General features: G+C 60.2%; 14 protein-coding genes, 3 tRNA genes and 1 riboswitch. Of the genes, 16 read left to right on the plus strand and 1 reads right to left on the minus strand.

Annotation, left to right across the window (positions count from 1 at the left end; genetic code table 11):
- Positions 1 to 27 precede the first annotated feature (27 nt).
- The 9 genes from CAF65_RS16080 to astE all read left to right on the plus strand — a co-directional run bounded on the left by CAF65_RS16080 (position 28) and on the right by astE (position 10,084).
- Entirely contained in the window at positions 28 to 792 is a 765-nt protein-coding gene (locus CAF65_RS16080) for an ABC transporter ATP-binding protein (protein ID WP_085717160.1), read from the plus strand.
- 113 nt (positions 793 to 905) lie between these two features.
- Entirely contained in the window at positions 906 to 1,886 is a 981-nt protein-coding gene (argR, locus tag CAF65_RS16085) for a transcriptional regulator ArgR (RefSeq protein ID WP_085717161.1), read from the plus strand.
- Positions 1,887 to 2,273: 387 nt separating this feature from the next.
- Positions 2,274 to 3,494, plus strand: a complete 1,221-nt coding sequence (locus CAF65_RS16090) for an aspartate aminotransferase family protein (protein ID WP_085717162.1) — start codon at positions 2,274 to 2,276, stop codon at positions 3,492 to 3,494.
- Between the two features lie 138 nt (positions 3,495 to 3,632).
- On the plus strand, positions 3,633 to 4,652 hold the full coding sequence (aruF, locus tag CAF65_RS16095) for an arginine/ornithine succinyltransferase subunit alpha (RefSeq protein ID WP_007971023.1): 1,020 nt from the start codon (positions 3,633 to 3,635) through the stop codon (positions 4,650 to 4,652).
- Between the two features lie 84 nt (positions 4,653 to 4,736).
- Positions 4,737 to 5,762 carry an arginine N-succinyltransferase gene (astA, locus tag CAF65_RS16100; protein WP_085717163.1) on the plus strand — a complete coding sequence of 342 codons (1,026 nt, stop codon included), beginning with the start codon at positions 4,737 to 4,739 and terminating at the stop codon, positions 5,760 to 5,762.
- Entirely contained in the window at positions 5,759 to 7,228 is a 1,470-nt protein-coding gene (gene astD, locus CAF65_RS16105) for a succinylglutamate-semialdehyde dehydrogenase (RefSeq protein ID WP_178076708.1), read from the plus strand. Before astA ends, astD begins: the two co-directional genes overlap by 4 nt.
- A gap of 138 nt (positions 7,229 to 7,366) precedes the next feature.
- Positions 7,367 to 8,713 (plus strand): N-succinylarginine dihydrolase, encoded by a 1,347-nt coding sequence (gene astB, locus CAF65_RS16110; protein WP_085717165.1) that lies wholly within the window; start codon positions 7,367 to 7,369, stop codon positions 8,711 to 8,713.
- A gap of 60 nt (positions 8,714 to 8,773) precedes the next feature.
- Positions 8,774 to 9,061, plus strand: a complete 288-nt coding sequence (locus CAF65_RS16115; protein ID WP_057399070.1) for a hypothetical protein — start codon at positions 8,774 to 8,776, stop codon at positions 9,059 to 9,061.
- A 12-nt stretch (positions 9,062 to 9,073) separates the two neighbouring features.
- The gene (gene astE / locus CAF65_RS16120) at positions 9,074 to 10,084 is read left to right on the plus strand and encodes a succinylglutamate desuccinylase (protein ID WP_085717166.1); all 1,011 of its coding nucleotides are present in this window, start codon (positions 9,074 to 9,076) and stop codon (positions 10,082 to 10,084) included.
- A 120-nt stretch (positions 10,085 to 10,204) separates the two neighbouring features.
- Here the strand turns inward: astE and CAF65_RS16125 are convergent, their stop codons facing one another.
- Positions 10,205 to 10,714 (minus strand): 6,7-dimethyl-8-ribityllumazine synthase, encoded by a 510-nt coding sequence (locus CAF65_RS16125; RefSeq protein ID WP_085717167.1) that lies wholly within the window; start codon positions 10,712 to 10,714, stop codon positions 10,205 to 10,207.
- A gap of 103 nt (positions 10,715 to 10,817) precedes the next feature.
- A riboswitch (FMN riboswitch) is annotated at positions 10,818 to 10,988 on the minus strand.
- Between the two features lie 196 nt (positions 10,989 to 11,184).
- On the opposite strand from CAF65_RS16125, the gene ltaE reads away from it, so the two are divergent.
- The 7 genes from ltaE to CAF65_RS16160 all read left to right on the plus strand — a co-directional run bounded on the left by ltaE (position 11,185) and on the right by CAF65_RS16160 (position 17,154).
- A complete protein-coding gene (ltaE, locus tag CAF65_RS16130) occupies positions 11,185 to 12,189 on the plus strand; it encodes a low-specificity L-threonine aldolase (protein WP_085717168.1) in 1,005 nt (334 codons plus the stop codon).
- Positions 12,190 to 12,335: 146 nt separating this feature from the next.
- Positions 12,336 to 14,957, plus strand: a complete 2,622-nt coding sequence (gene alaS, locus CAF65_RS16135; protein ID WP_085717169.1) for an alanine--tRNA ligase — start codon at positions 12,336 to 12,338, stop codon at positions 14,955 to 14,957.
- Positions 14,958 to 15,048: 91 nt separating this feature from the next.
- Positions 15,049 to 16,290, plus strand: a complete 1,242-nt coding sequence (locus CAF65_RS16140; RefSeq protein ID WP_057399075.1) for an aspartate kinase — start codon at positions 15,049 to 15,051, stop codon at positions 16,288 to 16,290.
- A 189-nt stretch (positions 16,291 to 16,479) separates the two neighbouring features.
- Positions 16,480 to 16,668, plus strand: coding sequence for a carbon storage regulator CsrA (gene csrA / locus CAF65_RS16145; RefSeq protein ID WP_002554426.1), 189 nt, complete (start codon positions 16,480 to 16,482; stop codon positions 16,666 to 16,668).
- A gap of 62 nt (positions 16,669 to 16,730) precedes the next feature.
- Positions 16,731 to 16,821, plus strand: a tRNA-Ser gene (locus tag CAF65_RS16150).
- A gap of 107 nt (positions 16,822 to 16,928) precedes the next feature.
- A tRNA-Arg gene (locus CAF65_RS16155) sits at positions 16,929 to 17,005 on the plus strand.
- Positions 17,006 to 17,077: 72 nt separating this feature from the next.
- Positions 17,078 to 17,154: transfer RNA gene (locus tag CAF65_RS16160), tRNA-Arg, on the plus strand.
- Positions 17,155 to 17,158 lie beyond the last annotated feature (4 nt).

The raw sequence follows: 17,158 nt of genomic DNA on the forward strand, positions 1-17,158 counted from the left end.
CTGACTGTTTTTGTGAGAACCGACCGCATGTACAAACTTGAAGTCCAAGACCTGCATAAACGCTATGGCAGTCACGAAGTGCTCAAGGGTGTGTCCCTGAAAGCGGCAGCCGGCGATGTGATCAGCATCATCGGCTCCAGTGGCTCCGGCAAAAGTACCTTCCTGCGTTGCATCAACCTGCTTGAGCAGCCGCACGCGGGCAAGATCCTGCTCAACAACGAAGAGTTGAAGCTGGTGGCGAACAAGGATGGCGCGCTGAAGGCGGCTGATCCGAAACAGCTGCAACGCATGCGTTCGCGCCTGTCGATGGTGTTCCAGCATTTCAACCTGTGGTCGCACATGACCGCGCTGGAAAACATCATGGAAGCACCGGTGCACGTGCTGGGCGTGTCCAAGGCTGAAGCACGCGAGAAAGCCGAACACTACCTGAACAAGGTGGGCGTGGCGCATCGCAAGGACGCCTACCCTGGCCACATGTCCGGCGGCGAACAGCAGCGCGTGGCGATTGCCCGTGCGCTGGCGATGGAACCGGAAGTGATGTTGTTCGACGAGCCGACCTCGGCGCTGGACCCGGAGCTGGTTGGCGACGTGTTGAAAGTCATGCAGTCCCTGGCCCAGGAAGGCCGGACCATGGTGGTGGTGACGCACGAAATGGGCTTCGCTCGTGAAGTGTCGAACCAGTTGGTATTCCTGCACAAAGGTCTGGTCGAAGAAAGCGGCAACCCGCGCGAAGTGCTGGTGAACCCGCAATCCGAGCGTCTGCAGCAATTCCTCTCGGGTAGCCTGAAGTAATCGCTCCTGTTACGCACCAAATTAGGCCATGCTGCGCAGCGCGCCAGATGGTCTAATTTGGTTGCAGCCGCTTTTGGCTTCTAACACTGTTCTTCGCTTCGGATCGCTCGCCCATGACTGCCCATCGAATTGGTTTCCTGATTTGGCCCAGCACTAAAGCACTGACGCTTGCGCTGGCTGAGGAGGCCTTGCGTGTTGCCCAGCGTGTGCATCCGGACGTTGTCTACGAACTGTCGTTCTTGCAGGCCGAACTGCCAACCGAAAGTGCCTGGCAACTGCCCGGCGAACCCTGGAGTGGCAAGCTCGAGAATTTCCAGAAGCTGTTCCTGCTCGCTGACGAACCACCGGCCACACTGGCGCCGGCGCTCAGCAGTGCGCTCAAACAACTGGTGCGTGCCGGTTGTGTGATCGGCGGTCTGTCGGCCGGCGTCTATCCATTGGCGCAGCTTGGTTTGCTCGACGGTTATCGTGCGGCGGTGCACTGGCGGTGGCAGGACGATTTCGCCGAGCGCTTCCCGAAAGTCATCGCCACCAGTCACCTGTTCGACTGGGATCGCGATCGCCTGACCGCGTGCGGCGGCATGTCGGTGCTCGATTTGCTGCTGGCGGTGTTGGCTCGTGATCACGGTGCGGAACTGGCTGGGGCGGTGTCGGAAGAGTTGGTGGTCGAGCGCATCCGCGAAGGTGGTGAGCGCCAGCGCATTCCGTTGCAGAACCGCCTCGGTTCCAGCCATCCGAAGCTGACTCAAGCCGTGTTGCTGATGGAAGCCAACATCGAAGAGCCGCTGACCACCGACGAAATCGCCCAGCACGTGTGCGTGTCCCGTCGACAACTGGAGCGGATTTTCAAGCAATACCTCAACCGTGTGCCGAGCCAGTATTACCTGGAGCTGCGCCTGAACAAGGCCCGGCAGATGCTGATGCAAACCAGCAAGTCGATCATCCAGATCGGCCTGTCCTGTGGCTTTTCCTCGGGGCCGCATTTCTCCAGCGCCTATCGCAATTTCTTCGGTGCCACGCCGCGGGAAGATCGCAACCAGCGGCGTAGCAGCAGCCCGTTCGAATTGTCGTCGGTACCGCCGGAACGCAGTTAACCCTCGGCTGACAAGAGGCGTGGGCTGAGGGCTCATGACCTGCTCGAGGGTTTGTTGAATTTCTATCTTTGTACATTGGCATCGTGCCAATCCTTGGGCGCTGAACAATGCCCAGGCAAATCCGCGCGCGATGATAAAGGTGCGGCGCAGGGTCAGAGCGCGAGCCGGTTCGGCAAATCTAATCCTGGCAACCCTGCCGTTAACCTTGTCGGACAGTTAAACTGCGCCTTTGCGACCCTATATGTCGCATTGCCGTAAACCCGGGAAAATCCGGGGTTTGCGCTATAAGAAGTTGTCGCTTGGCGGCAAGGCCGGGCTGAAAACTGTCCTTACAATCCCCCCATCGCTCGCCAGTTTCAGGCGGGTGTTCCTCTTCAGGAGACTCCGATGTCCGTTGATCACGCTGCGGTAGAACGCGCCGATTTCGACCAGGTAATGGTTCCCAACTACGCGCCTGCCGCTTTCATTCCAGTGCGTGGCGCCGGTTCCCGCGTTTGGGACCAGTCCGGTCGCGAGCTGATCGACTTCGCCGGCGGGATTGCCGTGAACGTATTGGGCCACGCGCATCCGGCGCTGGTCGGTGCCTTGACCGAGCAGGCGAACAAGCTGTGGCACGTGTCCAACGTGTTCACCAACGAGCCGGCCCTGCGCCTGGCCCACAAGCTGGTCGATGCCACCTTTGCCGAGCGTGCCTTCTTCTGCAACTCCGGCGCCGAAGCCAACGAGGCCGCCTTCAAGCTGGCCCGTCGTGTCGGCTTCGACCGTTTCGGCAGCGAGAAGTACGAAATCATCGCCGCGCTCAACAGCTTCCACGGCCGTACCCTGTTCACCGTGAACGTCGGTGGCCAGTCGAAGTACTCCGACGGTTTCGGTCCGAAAATCACCGGCATCACCCACGTGCCGTACAACGATCTGGCTGCCCTGAAAGCCGCCATTTCCGACAAGACCTGCGCTGTCGTACTGGAGCCGATCCAGGGCGAGAGCGGTGTGATCCCGGCTGAGCTTGAGTACCTGCAAGGTGCCCGCGAGCTCTGCACCGCACACAATGCGCTGCTGATCTTCGACGAAGTGCAGACTGGCATGGGCCGTACCGGCAAACTGTTTGCCTACCAGCATTACGGCGTGACCCCGGACATCCTGACCAGCGCCAAGAGCCTGGGCGGCGGTTTCCCGATTGCGGCGATGCTGACCACCGAAGACCTGGCCAAGCACCTGGTCGTCGGCACCCACGGCACCACCTACGGCGGCAACCCACTGGCGTGCGCTGTTGCAGGTGCGGTGATCGACGTGATCAACACGCCTGAAGTGCTGGCTGGCGTCAACGCCAAGCACGACAAGTTCAAGGCGCGCCTGGAGCAGATCGGCGAGAAGTACGGCCTGTTCACCCAGGTCCGTGGCCTGGGCCTGTTGATCGGTTGTGTGCTGAGCGATGCCTGGAAAGGCAAGGCCAAGGACATCTTCAACGCCGCTGAAAAAGAAGGCCTGATGGTGTTGCAAGCCGGCCCGGACGTAGTGCGCTTCGCGCCGAGCCTGGTGGTTGAAGACGCGGACATCGACGAAGGCCTGGACCGCTTCGAACGTGCCGCAGCAAAACTGACACAAGCCTGATAGACCCTTCGACGCCTGATCTTTCAGGCGTCGAACCGAATTTTTATGCCGGGCCCGCTTTTTATGTGGGAGCGAGCCTGCTCGCTCCCACAAGGGCCCGGTTATTTTTCCTCAAGAGTTTTAGAAAGGAGTGACACCATGCTGGTGATGCGCCCCGCGCAAATGGCTGATCTGGGCGAGGTACAGCGTCTGGCTGCGGACAGTCCGATTGGTGTCACTTCCTTGCCGGATGACGTTGAGCGCCTGAGCGACAAGATCGCGGCAAGCGAAGCCTCGTTCGCCGCCGAAGTGAGCTTCAACGGAGAGGAAAGCTATTTCTTCGTCCTTGAAGACTCTGCCACCGGCAAACTGGTCGGTTGCTCGGCCATCGTGGCGTCCGCCGGTTACTCCGAGCCGTTCTACAGCTTCCGCAACGAAACGTTCGTGCACGCTTCCCGCGAGCTGAAGATTCACAACAAGATCCACGTGCTCTCGCAGTGTCACGACCTGACCGGCAACAGCTTGCTGACCAGTTTCTACGTGCAGCGCGATCTGGTGGGTTCGCCGTGGTCGGAACTCAATTCCCGTGGCCGTTTGCTATTCGTGGCCAGCCATCCGGAGCGTTTTGCCGATTCCGTGGTGACCGAGATCGTCGGTTACAGCGATGAAAACGGCGACTCGCCATTCTGGGACGCCATCGGCCGCAACTTTTTCGACCTCAACTACGCTGAAGCCGAGCGTCTGTGCGGCCTGAAGAGCCGTACGTTCCTCGCCGAACTGATGCCGCACTACCCGATCTACGTGCCCCTGCTGCCGGACTCCGCGCAAGAAGCGATGGGCCAGGTACACCCGCGGGCGCAGATCACCTTCGACATCCTGATGCGCGAAGGCTTCGAGACCGATCACTACATCGACATTTTCGATGGCGGCCCGACCCTGCATGCCCGTGTCTCGGGGATCCGTTCGATCGCCCAGAGCCGTGTGGTGCCGGTGAAGATCGGCGAGCCGGTCAAAGGTGTCGGTCGCCAGTATCTGGTCGCCAATGCCCAGTTGCAGGACTACCGCGCCGTCATGCTCGAGCTTGACTACGCGCCGGGTAAACCGGTGACCCTGGACCTGGAAGCGGCCGAAGCCCTGGGTGTCGGTGAAGGTGCCAGCGTGCGCCTGGTAGCGGTTTGACGCCTGCTCTGATCGCCAGAGAGTTTTGCCTAGAAAGCAGCGAAGTTTCACGGGTGGCGCAAGCGGCCCGTTTGAGGAGATAGCATGATCGTTCGTCCCGTACGCAGCAGCGATTTACCCGCTCTGATCGACCTGGCCCGCAGCACCGGCACCGGCCTGACTACCTTGCCGGCCAACGAAGAGCGTCTGGCCCATCGGGTCGGCTGGGCCGAGAAGACCTTTCGCGGTGAAGCCGGGCGGGGCGATGCGGACTACCTGTTCGTCCTCGAAGACGACAATGCTCGCGTGGTGGGCATTTCCGCCATCGCCGGCGCAGTCGGCCTGCGTGAGCCCTGGTACAACTTCCGGGTCGGTCTGACGGTCAGCGCTTCGCAAGAGCTGAAAATCTATCGTGAAATCCCGACGCTGTTCCTGGCCAACGACCTGACCGGCAACTCCGAGCTGTGTTCGCTGTTCCTGCATGCCGATTACCGCAGCGGCCTCAACGGGCGCATGCTGTCCAAGGCGCGAATGCTGTTCATCGCCGAATTCCCGCAACTGTTCGGCAACAAGATCATCGCCGAAATGCGCGGTGTTTCCGATGAAGCCGGGCGTTCGCCGTTCTGGGAAAGCCTGGGCCGGCACTTCTTCAAGATGGAATTCAGCCAGGCCGACTACCTGACCGGCGTGGGCAACAAGGCGTTCATCGCCGAACTGATGCCGAAATTCCCGCTGTACACCTGCTTCCTGTCGCCGGATGCGCGCAATGTGATCGGTCAGGTTCACCCGGACACCGAGCCGGCGCTGGCCATGCTCAAGAGCGAAGGTTTCAGCTACCAGGGTTACGTCGACATTTTCGACGCCGGCCCGGCCATCGAATGCGAAACGGGCAAGATCCGCGCCGTGCGTGACAGCCAGGCGCTGGTGCTGGCCGTTGGCACGCCGGGTGACGACGCCACGCCATTCATCATTCACAACCGCAAGCGCGAAGACTGCCGCATTACTGCCGCTCCGGCACGTCTGGCCGCCGGCACCCTGGTGGTCGACCCGCTGACTGCCAAACGTCTTCAACTCAACGCTGGCGATCAAGTACGCGCCGTGGCGTTGTCCGCAGCTCGGGAGTCGAAATAATGAAGTCGCTTTACATTGCAGGTGAATGGCTGGCCGGTCAGGGCGAAGCCTTCGAGTCGCTGAACCCGGTGACCCAGCAGGTGCTGTGGTCCGGCGTCGGTGCCACCGCCGCTCAGGTCGAGTCGGCTGTGCAAGCGGCGCGTCAGGCGTTCCCGGGCTGGGCGCGGCGTACCCTGGAAGAACGTATCTCGGTGCTGGAGGCCTTTGCGGCTGCGCTGAAGAATCACGCTGACGAATTGGCCCGCACCATCGGTGAAGAAACCGGCAAGCCTTTGTGGGAAGCGGCGACCGAAGTGACCAGCATGGTCAACAAGATCGCCATCTCGGTGCAGAGCTATCGCGAGCGTACCGGCGAGAAGAGCGGCCCGCTGGGCGACGCCACCGCCGTGCTGCGCCACAAACCCCACGGTGTGGTGGCGGTGTTTGGTCCTTACAACTTCCCGGGCCACTTGCCGAACGGCCACATCGTGCCGGCATTGTTGGCGGGTAACAGCGTGCTGTTCAAGCCGAGCGAGCTGACGCCGAAAGTGGCCGAACTGACGGTCAAGTGCTGGATCGAGGCCGGTCTGCCGGCCGGCGTATTGAACCTGCTGCAAGGCGCTCGCGAAACCGGCATCGCCCTGGCGGCGAACCCGGGCATCGACGGTCTGTTCTTCACCGGTTCCAGCCGTACCGGCAATCACCTGCACCAGCAGTTTGCCGGTCGTCCGGACAAGATCCTGGCGCTGGAAATGGGCGGTAACAACCCGCTGGTGGTCGATCAGGTCGCCGACCTCGATGCCGCGGTGTACACCATCATTCAGTCGGCGTTCATCTCCGCCGGCCAGCGCTGCACCTGTGCCCGCCGCCTGCTGGTGCCGCAGGGTGCCTGGGGCGACTCGCTGCTGGCGCGCCTGGTGGCGGTCAGCTCGACCCTTTCAGTCGGGGCCTTCGATCAGCAACCGGCACCGTTCATGGGCTCGGTGGTCTCTCTCGGCGCAGCGAAAGCACTGATGGATGCACAGGAACATCTGTTGGCCAATGGTGCCGTGGCACTGCTGGAAATGACCCAGCCACAGGCTCGATCGGCCTTGCTGACCCCGGGTATTCTGGACGTGACCGCCGTCGCCGATCGTCCTGACGAAGAGCTGTTCGGCCCGTTGCTGCAAGTGATCCGCTACGCTGATTTTGAAGGGGCGATCGCTGAAGCCAACGACACCGCCTACGGTCTGGCCGCCGGTCTGCTGTCGGACTCCGAAGCACGCTACCAGCAGTTCTGGCTGGAAAGCCGCGCCGGTATCGTCAACTGGAACAAACAACTGACCGGTGCGGCAAGCAGTGCGCCATTCGGCGGCGTCGGCGCCTCGGGCAACCACCGTGCCAGCGCCTATTACGCGGCGGACTACTGTGCGTACCCGGTAGCCTCGCTGGAAACGCCGAGCCTGGTATTGCCTGCGGCCCTCACGCCTGGCGTGAAGATGGCGTAGCGCCCATTCGCGAGCAGGCTCGCTCCCACAGGTATTGCGTAATCCTTGAGGGAGCGAGCCTGCTCGCGAAGGCCGCGACTCGGTCTTATTGAACAGTTACTGAAGCCTATAACAACAGATTCTCGTGGAGCCTCGCTGATGAAATCCTATGAAGTCAATTTTGACGGTCTAGTGGGGCCGACCCATAACTACGGCGGCCTGTCCTACGGCAACGTCGCGTCCCAGAGCAACAGCCAGCAGTCTTCCAACCCCAAGGAAGCGGCGCTGCAAGGCCTGGCAAAAATGAAAGCGCTGATGGACATGGGTTTCCAGCAGGGCGTACTGGCACCGCAAGAGCGCCCGGATGTGGCCGCACTGCGTCGCCTGGGCTTCGGCGGCACCGACGCTGAAGTGATCGAGCGCGCCGCCAAAGACGCGATGCCGTTGCTGGTGGCCAGTTGCTCGGCCTCGAGCATGTGGGTGGCCAACGCCGCCACTGTCAGCCCGAGCGCTGACACCGCTGATGGCCGCGTGCATTTCACCGCCGCCAACCTCAACTGCAAATATCACCGCAGCATCGAACATCCGACCACCAGCCGCGTGCTGGGGGCGATGTTCGCTGACCAGAAACACTTCGCCCACCACGCCGCCTTGCCGGCCGTGGCGCAGTTCGGTGACGAAGGCGCGGCCAACCACACGCGTTTCTGCCGTGAGTACGGCGAAGCCGGCGTTGAGTTCTTCGTGTTCGGCCGCAGCGCGTTCGATACGCGCTACCCGGCTCCGCAGAAGTATCCGGCGCGCCAGACCCTCGAAGCGTCACAGGCCGTTGCCCGCTTGCACGGTTTGAGCGATGACGGCGTGGTCTACGCGCAGCAGAACCCGTCGGTGATCGATCAGGGAGTGTTCCACAACGACGTGATCGCAGTCGGCAACGGTGAGGTGCTGTTCTATCACGAGGACGCTTTCCTTGAGACCGAGCAGATGCTGGCCGAATTGCAGAGCAAACTCGCCAAGGTCGGTGGGAAATTTCAGTCAATCTGCGTACCGCGTTCCGCGGTAACAGTGGAAGACGCGGTTCGTTCCTACCTGTTCAATAGCCAACTGCTGTCACGTCCTGACGGTTCCATGCTGTTGATCGTGCCGGAAGAATGCCGTGGCAACGAGCGTGTCTGGCAGTACTTGCAGGGTTTGACCAGCTCCGGCGGCCTGATCCGCGAAGTGAAAGTCTTCGATCTCAAGCAGAGCATGCAGAACGGCGGTGGCCCGGCTTGCCTGCGGTTGCGTGTCGCACTCAACGAAACCGAACTGGCGGCCGTCAATCCAGGGGTTATCATGACGGCACCGTTGTACGGCACTCTGACCGAATGGGTCGAGAAGCATTACCGCGACCGCATGACTGAAAATGATCTGGCGGACCCGCAATTGCTGCTTGAGTGCCGGACGGCATTGGATGAACTGACGCAAATCCTTAAACTGGGCGCGGTTTATCCATTCCAGATCAATTGATCGACGGTGCGCTTCGGGCACGACAGCGCGCCGCTTCATCTCAAACGAGAGCGTAATTACATGAGCGACAAACTGCAGCTGATCCTTGAAGACACTGACGGCACGCAACTGGAAACCTCCTGCACCCGCGTCGCGGTCATGTGGCAAGGCAAAGAGCTGTGGATCCAGCACGATGGCCGCGGCCAACTGCTGATCGGCGTGGACGTGGAAGAAGGCGATGCCGAATACGCCAACCTGCTGCTGCGCCCATTGGCGACTAATCTGGTAAGTCTGCAACTGGAGATGGAACCGGCTGACCTCACCGACGAGGAACACGTTCACGGTCCGGATTGCAACCACGATCACTAAGGAAACCGCTCTATGCTCGCCCTCGGCAAACTGCTTGAACTGACCCTCGCCGGCCGTGAACCGGCGGAGAAGACTCAACTGACTGTCGAAGGCGTGCGCATGCGCTGGTTGAGCGAAGGTGCGCTGGAAGTCCGGCCGCCTGAGGCGCGTGACAACGGCCTGGACCTGCTGCTGTCGGCGGGGATCCACGGCAACGAAACAGCGCCGATCGAGTTGCTCGATCGCCTGTTGCATGACATCGCCCGCGGCGACTTGAAGCCGCGCGCACGCATTCTGTTCCTGTTCGGCAACCCCGAAGCCATTCGCAAAGGCGAGCGTTTCATCGAACAGGACGTCAATCGGCTATTCAATGGCCGTCACGAACAAAGCAGCGGTTCCGAAGCCTTGCGCGCCTGTGAGCTGGAGCGCCTGGCCGCGAGTTTCTTCAGCCTGCCGGATCGCCAGCGTCTGCACTACGACCTGCATACCGCGATCCGTGGCTCGAAAGTCGAGCAATTCGCGTTGTACCCCTGGAAGGAGGGGCGCCAGCATTCACGCCTGGAACTGGCTCGCTTGCGCGCCGCCGGCATGGAAGCGGTGTTGCTGCAGAACAAACCGTCCATCGTGTTCAGCGCCTACACCTACGACAAGCTCGGTGCAGAGGCTTTCACCCTGGAGCTCGGCAAGGCACGGCCGTTCGGACAAAACGCCGGGGTCAATGTCTCGCTGCTGGAGGAACGCCTCAAGCAGATCATCGAAGGCGCCGAGCCGGAGCTGACGGAAGCGGCACTGGACGGTTTGCAGCTGTACAGCGTGGCACGGGAAATCATCAAGCACAGCGACAGCTTCCGCTTGAACCTGCCAGCGGACATCGAGAATTTTTCCGAGCTGGATGTGGGTTATCTGCTGGCTGAAGACATCGCCAATACCCGCTGGATCATCGAGGAAGAGGGTGCCCGGATCATCTTCCCGAACCCCAAGGTGAAAAATGGCCTGCGTGCCGGCATCCTGATCGTACCAACCACCGACGAAAACCTGGCTTAAGCACAACACTAAACCATTGTGGGAGCGAGCCTGCTCGCGAAGACGGCCGATCAGTCAACATCTATGGAGACTGATACACCGCTTTCGCGAGCAGGCTCGCTCCCACAGGTTTTTCGGTGATTACACGGCGACTGCGCGCGGTTCAGCGCGGCGCAGCGAACGGATTTTCAACAACGTATCCGCACACGTCTTCGCAGCTTCCTGGCCTTTATGCACGAAATGCTCGAAGAAGAACTTCTGGTGCTCTTCGCCGGCATGGAAGTGGTGCGGGGTCAGGGACACCGAGAACACCGGTACTTCGGTTTCCAGCTGAACTTGCATCAGGCCGCTGACGACCGACTGGGCGACGAACTCGTGACGGTAGATTCCGCCGTCCACCACCAGGGCTGCCGCGACGATGCCGGCATAACGACCGGTCTTGGCCAGCAGCTTGGCGTGCAGGGGCATTTCAAAGGCTCCGCCGACTTCGAAGAAATCGATGTCGGACTCCTGATAACCCTGGGCAATCATTTCGGCGACGAAGCCTTTACGGCTCTGATCGACAATATCCTTGTGCCAGCAGGCCTGGATGAACGCAACGCGCTCGCCCTGATGGTGTTTGCTTTTGCTGTCGATTGCGGTGGGTTGCATGTTCTGACTCCTGTTTGTATGAAAAACAGGGCGTTATGAATCGAAGGGGATCCAAGGGGACGCACGTTCGCACGAATGCCGGCGGACGGCCCTTTGCTGTCAATCCCGTTCTCTCTTCATCCGGACTATGACCGTCGGCCCCGGGATCACACCGGGTCTGCTGACCTTGCTGCCAGGCACCGCCGAAGCCGTGCTGTCACCAAGCGCTCGCGGGCTATGCGCATTGCGCGCAATTACCGCCGGTGGGGAGTTGCACCCCGCCCTGAGAACGTTTTTGCCGCCGGAATGTTTGGCGGCGCAGCGTTTTTATCACATATTTGCGGTACGCGCATGGCCCCTTTTGGATGATTGTGATCGACTTTTCCGTTGGTTTAATCGGCCTTTTCCTACGCAAGGGTTGATTAATCATCGCCATGCCCGCAGTAATTCTTTCCTGAAAGGGATTTCCCCTGCTTACCGAGGCCAGATTCATGAGCGTTATCGATCTTCGCAGCGACACCGTCACCCAACCTTGCGCCGGCATGCTCGACGCGATGGCCAACGCCGCCACCGGCGATGACGTGTATGGCGAAGATCCGACGGTCAATCACCTGGAAGCCGAACTGGCCAGGCGCCTGGGGTTTGCCGCGGCACTGTTCGTGCCGACCGGCACCATGAGCAACCTGCTTGGGTTGATGGCCCATTGCGAGCGCGGTGACGAGTACATCGTCGGCCAGCAGGCCCACACTTATAAATACGAAGGGGGTGGTGCAGCGGTGCTCGGCTCGATCCAGCCGCAACCGCTGGAAGTTCAGGCCGATGGTTCACTGGACCTGGCCCACGTCGCGGCGGCGATCAAGCCGGATGACTTCCACTTCGCCCGCACCCGGTTGTTGGCGCTGGAAAACACCATGCAGGGCAAGGTCCTGCCGCTGGAATACCTGGCGCGGGCGCGCAGTTTTACCCGCGAGCATGGCTTGCAACTGCACCTGGACGGCGCACGTTTGTATAACGCGGCAGTGAAGCTGGGGGTGGATGCCCGGGAAATCACCCAACATTTCGATTCTGTCTCGGTGTGCCTGTCCAAAGGGCTGGGTGCACCGGTCGGTTCGGTGCTGTGCGGCTCGGCCGAGCTGATCGGAAAGGCCCGGCGCCTGCGCAAAATGGTCGGTGGCGGCATGCGCCAGGCCGGGATTCTGGCGGCGGCCGGCCTGTATGCACTGGATCACAACGTAGAGCGCCTGGCCGACGACCACGCCAACGCACTATTGCTGGCCGAAGGCCTGCGTGTGGCGGGCTTCGAGGTCGAACCGGTGCAGACCAACATGGTTTATGTGCAAATGGGCGACAAGGCCGAGGCGCTCAAGGCGTTTGCCGCCGAGCGCGGGATCAAGCTAAGTGCCGTCGCGCGTCTGCGCATGGTCACGCACATGGACGTCAGCCGTGCGCAAATCGGGCAAGTCGTCGCGACATTCGTCGACTTTTCGCGCAAGTGATAGCGTTAGCGTTCCAATTGACCGTTTCTATCGTATAAACACGCTGTACCCCGCGCGCAGGGCCGATATAATGCGGCCCTTTGCCGTCGCTTCGTCTGTTGACGTTTCGAACAGGCCTTTGGCCGCAGCCTCCGTGGAAGAACCTAATGAAAAGCGCAGAAATCCGTGAAGCCTTCCTTCGCTTCTTCGAAGAGCAAGGCCACACCCGTGTAGCCTCCAGCTCTTTGATTCCGGGCAACGACCCAACCCTGCTGTTCACCAACGCGGGGATGAACCAGTTCAAGGACTGCTTCCTGGGCCAGGAAAAGCGCGCGTATACCCGCGCGGTCAGCAGCCAGAAATGCGTGCGCGCCGGCGGCAAGCACAACGACCTGGAAAATGTCGGTTATACCGCCCGTCACCACACCTTCTTCGAAATGCTGGGTAACTTCAGCTTCGGCGACTATTTCAAGCGTGATGCCATCACCTACGCCTGGAATTTCCTGACCTCCGACAAGTGGCTGAACCTGCCGAAGGAAAAGCTCTGGGTCACCGTCTATGCCAGCGATGACGAGGCGTATGACATCTGGACCAAGGAAATCGGGGTTCCGGCCGAGCGCATGGTGCGCATCGGCGACAACAAGGGCGCGCCGTACGCCTCCGACAACTTCTGGACCATGGGCGATACCGGCCCGTGCGGTCCTTGCACCGAGATTTTCTACGATCACGGCGCCGACATCTGGGGTGGCCCACCGGGTTCGCCGGAAGAAGACGGCGACCGTTACATCGAGATCTGGAACAACGTGTTCATGCAGTTCAACCGCACCGCCGATGGCGTGTTGCACCCGCTGCCAGCGCCGTCGGTGGACACCGGCATGGGCCTGGAGCGGATCAGTGCCGTGCTGCAGCACGTACACTCGAACTATGAAATCGACCTGTTCCAGAGCCTGCTGAACGCATCGGCCAAGGCCATCGGCTGCACCAACGACGCTCAGGCTTCCCTGAAAGTCGTGGCTGACCACATCCGTTCCTGCGGTTTCCTGATCGCCGACGGCGTGCTGCCGTCCAACGAAGGCCGCGGCTACGTGCTGCGCCGGATCATCCGTCGTGCCTGCCGTCACGGTAACAAGCTGGGCGCCAAGGGCAGCTTCTTCTATCAGATCGTCGCGGCCCTGGTCGCCGAGATGGGCGAAGCTTTCCCGGAACTGAAATCCCAGCAGGCGCACATCGAACGCGTGCTGAAGGCTGAAGAAGAGCAGTTCGCCAAGACCCTGGAGCAGGGCCTGAAGATCCTTGAGCAGGATCTGGCTGAACTCAAGGGCGACGTGGTGCCGGGCGACGTGGTATTCAAACTCTACGACACCTACGGTTTCCCGATGGACCTGACCGGCGACATCGCTCGCGAGCGCAGCCTGACCATTGACGAAGCAGGTTTCGAGCGTGAGATGGAAGCCCAGCGCGTCCGTGCCCGTTCCGCCAGTTCCTTCGGCATGGACTACAACAGCCTGGTCAAGGTCGATGTGGACACCGAGTTCACCGGTTACACCGCTCACAGTGGTTCAGCAAAGATCGTTGCTCTCTATAAGGACGGGCAATCGGTCGATGTGTTGAATGAAGGCGAAGAGGGCGTGGTTGTTCTGAACCAGACGCCGTTCTATGCGGAGTCCGGTGGTCAGATCGGTGATTGCGGCTTCCTCCAGGCTGGCGCTGCGCGTTTCGACGTGCGCGACACCACCAAGACTGGCGGTGCGTTCCTGCACCACGGCGTGCTGGATTCGGGCAGCCTGATTGTAGGTGCTCCGGTCGAGACTCATGTCGATGCCGAAGTGCGTCACGCGACGTCGCTGAACCACTCGGCGACTCACTTGCTGCACGCTGCATTGCGTCAGGTGCTGGGCGATCACGTTCAGCAGAAAGGCTCGCTGGTCGACAGTCAGCGCCTGCGCTTCGACTTCAGCCATTTCGAAGCCATCAAGCCTGAACAACTGAAAGCGCTGGAAGACATTGTCAACGCCGAGATTCGCAAGAACTCTGAAGTTGAAACCGAAGAAACCGATATCGAAACCGCCAAGCAGAAAGGCGCCATGGCGCTGTTCGGCGAGAAGTACGGCGACAACGTGCGCGTGCTGAGCATGGGCGATTTCTCCGTCGAACTGTGCGGCGGTATCCACGCCAACCGTACCGGCGACATCGGCCTGCTGAAAATCATCAGCGAAGGCGGTGTGGCATCGGGTGTGCGTCGTATCGAAGCTGTCACCGGTGCGCAAGCGCTGGCCTACTTGAATGCGGCGGAAGAGCAACTCAAGGAGGCGGCCAGCCTGGTCAAGGGCAGCCGCGATAACCTGATCGACAAGCTGTCGGCTGTGCTGGAGCGCAACCGTCTGCTGGAAAAGCAACTCGAGCAGTTGCAAGCCAAGGCCGCCAGTGCCGCGGGCGACGATCTGTCGGCCCAGGCGCTGGACGTCAAGGATGTGAAAGTGCTGGCCGTGCGTCTGGACGGTCAGGATGGCAAGGCGCTGCTGGCGCTGGTCGATCAACTGAAAAACAAACTCGGCCGCGCAGTGATCCTGCTCGGCAGTGTCCATGAGGATAAGGTCGTTCTGGTTGCAGGCGTAACCAAAGACCTGACTGGCCAACTCAAAGCCGGTGATTTGATGAAGCAAGCCGCTGCGGCAGTGGGCGGGAAGGGTGGTGGTCGTCCGGACATGGCGCAAGGCGGCGGTACCGACGCTGGCGCACTGGATGCGGCACTGGCCCTGACCGTTCCGTTTGTAGAGCAGGGTCTATAAGGCAGTACTTGCGGCTCGCAGTCTAGTGGTGGGCCGCAACGCTGTTTGAGTGATTATTTGGGCGCCCTTCATGGGCAGAGGCGGCTTTGAAATGGCTTTGATCGTACAGAAATTTGGAGGCACCTCGGTCGGCACTGTCGAGAGAATCGAGCAGGTCGCCGACAAGGTTAAGAAATTCCGCGATGCCGGCGATGACCTGGTGGTTGTGCTGTCTGCAATGAGCGGCGAAACCAACCGTCTGATCGATCTGGCCAAGCAAATCAGTGGCGACGGTCAACCGGTTCCGCGCGAGCTGGACGTGATCGTCTCCACCGGTGAGCAGGTGACGATTGCCCTGTTGGCCATGGCTCTGATCAAGCGTGGCGTGCCGGCGGTGTCCTACACCGGCAACCAGGTGCGGATTCTGACGGATAGCGCACACAATAAAGCGCGTATCCTGCAGATTGATGACCAGAAGATTCGCGGTGATCTGAAGGCAGGTCGTGTGGTAGTGGTCGCCGGTTTCCAAGGCGTCGACGAGCACGGCAATATCACCACCCTCGGTCGTGGCGGTTCCGACACCACCGGCGTGGCGCTGGCAGCAGCCCTGAAGGCTGACGAATGCCAGATCTACACCGACGTCGACGGTGTCTACACCACCGACCCGCGTGTGGTGTCCGTGGCTCAGCGCCTGGACAAGATCACCTTCGAAGAGATGCTGGAAATGGCCAGCCTCGGTTCCAAGGTGTTGCAGATCCGCGCGGTCGAGTTCGCCGGCAAGTACAACGTTCCGCTGCGCGTACTGCACAGCTTCAAGGAGGGTCCGGGCACCCTCATTACTATTGATGAAGAGGAAACCATGGAACAGCCGATCATTTCCGGTATCGCTTTCAACCGCGATGAAGCCAAGCTGACCATCCGTGGCGTGCCAGACATTCCGGGCGTTGCATTCAAGATTCTCGGCCCGATCAGTGCCGCGAACATTGAGGTCGACATGATCGTGCAGAACGTCGCGCACGATAACACCACCGACTTCACCTTCACCGTGCACCGCAACGACTACCAGGCGGCGCAAGCCGTGCTGGAAAAAACCGCAGGCGAGCTGGGTGCCCGTGAAGTCGTGGGCGACACCAAGATCGCCAAGGTGTCGATCGTCGGCGTTGGCATGCGTTCTCACGCAGGCGTTGCCAGCCGCATGTTCGAAGCCCTGGCCAAGGAAAGCATCAACATCCAGATGATCTCGACTTCGGAAATCAAAGTCTCCGTAGTGATCGAAGAGAAGTATCTGGAACTGGCTGTGCGCGCTCTGCACACGGCGTTCGAACTGGACGCACCGGCCCGCCAGGGCGAGTGATGCGTTTGCCAAAAGGCGCGGTCTGACCGCGCCTTTTGTTTTTTTGAATGGCGTGCCCCCCCGAGCCTGTTCTTTTGCTCGCGCTAGTCAATACTCAGGCATGTAGGGCTGCGACCGCTCCGGTTGTGGGTCGACTGCCTTTTTTTTGCAGACTGTAGTCCCTGAAATGAAATGCGTGAGGAGAAAGGTATGCTGATTCTGACTCGTCGGTGCGCAGAAAGCCTGATTATCGGTGATGGCGAAATCACCGTGACCGTGCTCGGCGTCAAAGGAAATCAAGTGCGCATCGGTGTTAATGCTCCCAAAGAGGTGGCTGTTCACCGGGAGGAAATTTACCTGCGTATCAAGAAAGAGAAGGACGAAGAACCAAGCCATTAATTTTTATCGTTTTTTATGTTTGCAAACGGGGAAGAAGCTGGTTAATATACGCCCCGTGTTGCGGAGAGCTGGCCGAGTGGCCGAAGGCGCTCCCCTGCTAAGGGAGTACACCTCAAAAGGGTGTCGGGGGTTCGAATCCCCCGTTCTCCGCCATTATTCGCTTAGTACGTTGTAATCTGGCTTCTTCGGTAAGTTGTTGAAATTACTAGAAAAAGTGCTTTACAAACAGATTGAACGGCCTATAATGCGCGGCAACAAATGCACTCGTAGCTCAGCTGGATAGAGTACTCGGCTACGAACCGAGCGGTCACAGGTTCGAATCCTGTCGAGTGCACCATTTAAGAGTTGTTTGCAGTGATGTAGATAACTTGGCTTCAGCCAGTTGTGGTCTGGTCTAAAAACACAAATTGCACTCGTAGCTCAGCTGGATAGAGTACTCGGCTACGAACCGAGCGGTCACAGGTTCGAATCCTGTCGAGTGCACCATACA

It is taken from the genome of Pseudomonas sp. B28(2017), assembly GCF_002113025.1.
Classification (GTDB): domain Bacteria; phylum Pseudomonadota; class Gammaproteobacteria; order Pseudomonadales; family Pseudomonadaceae; genus Aquipseudomonas.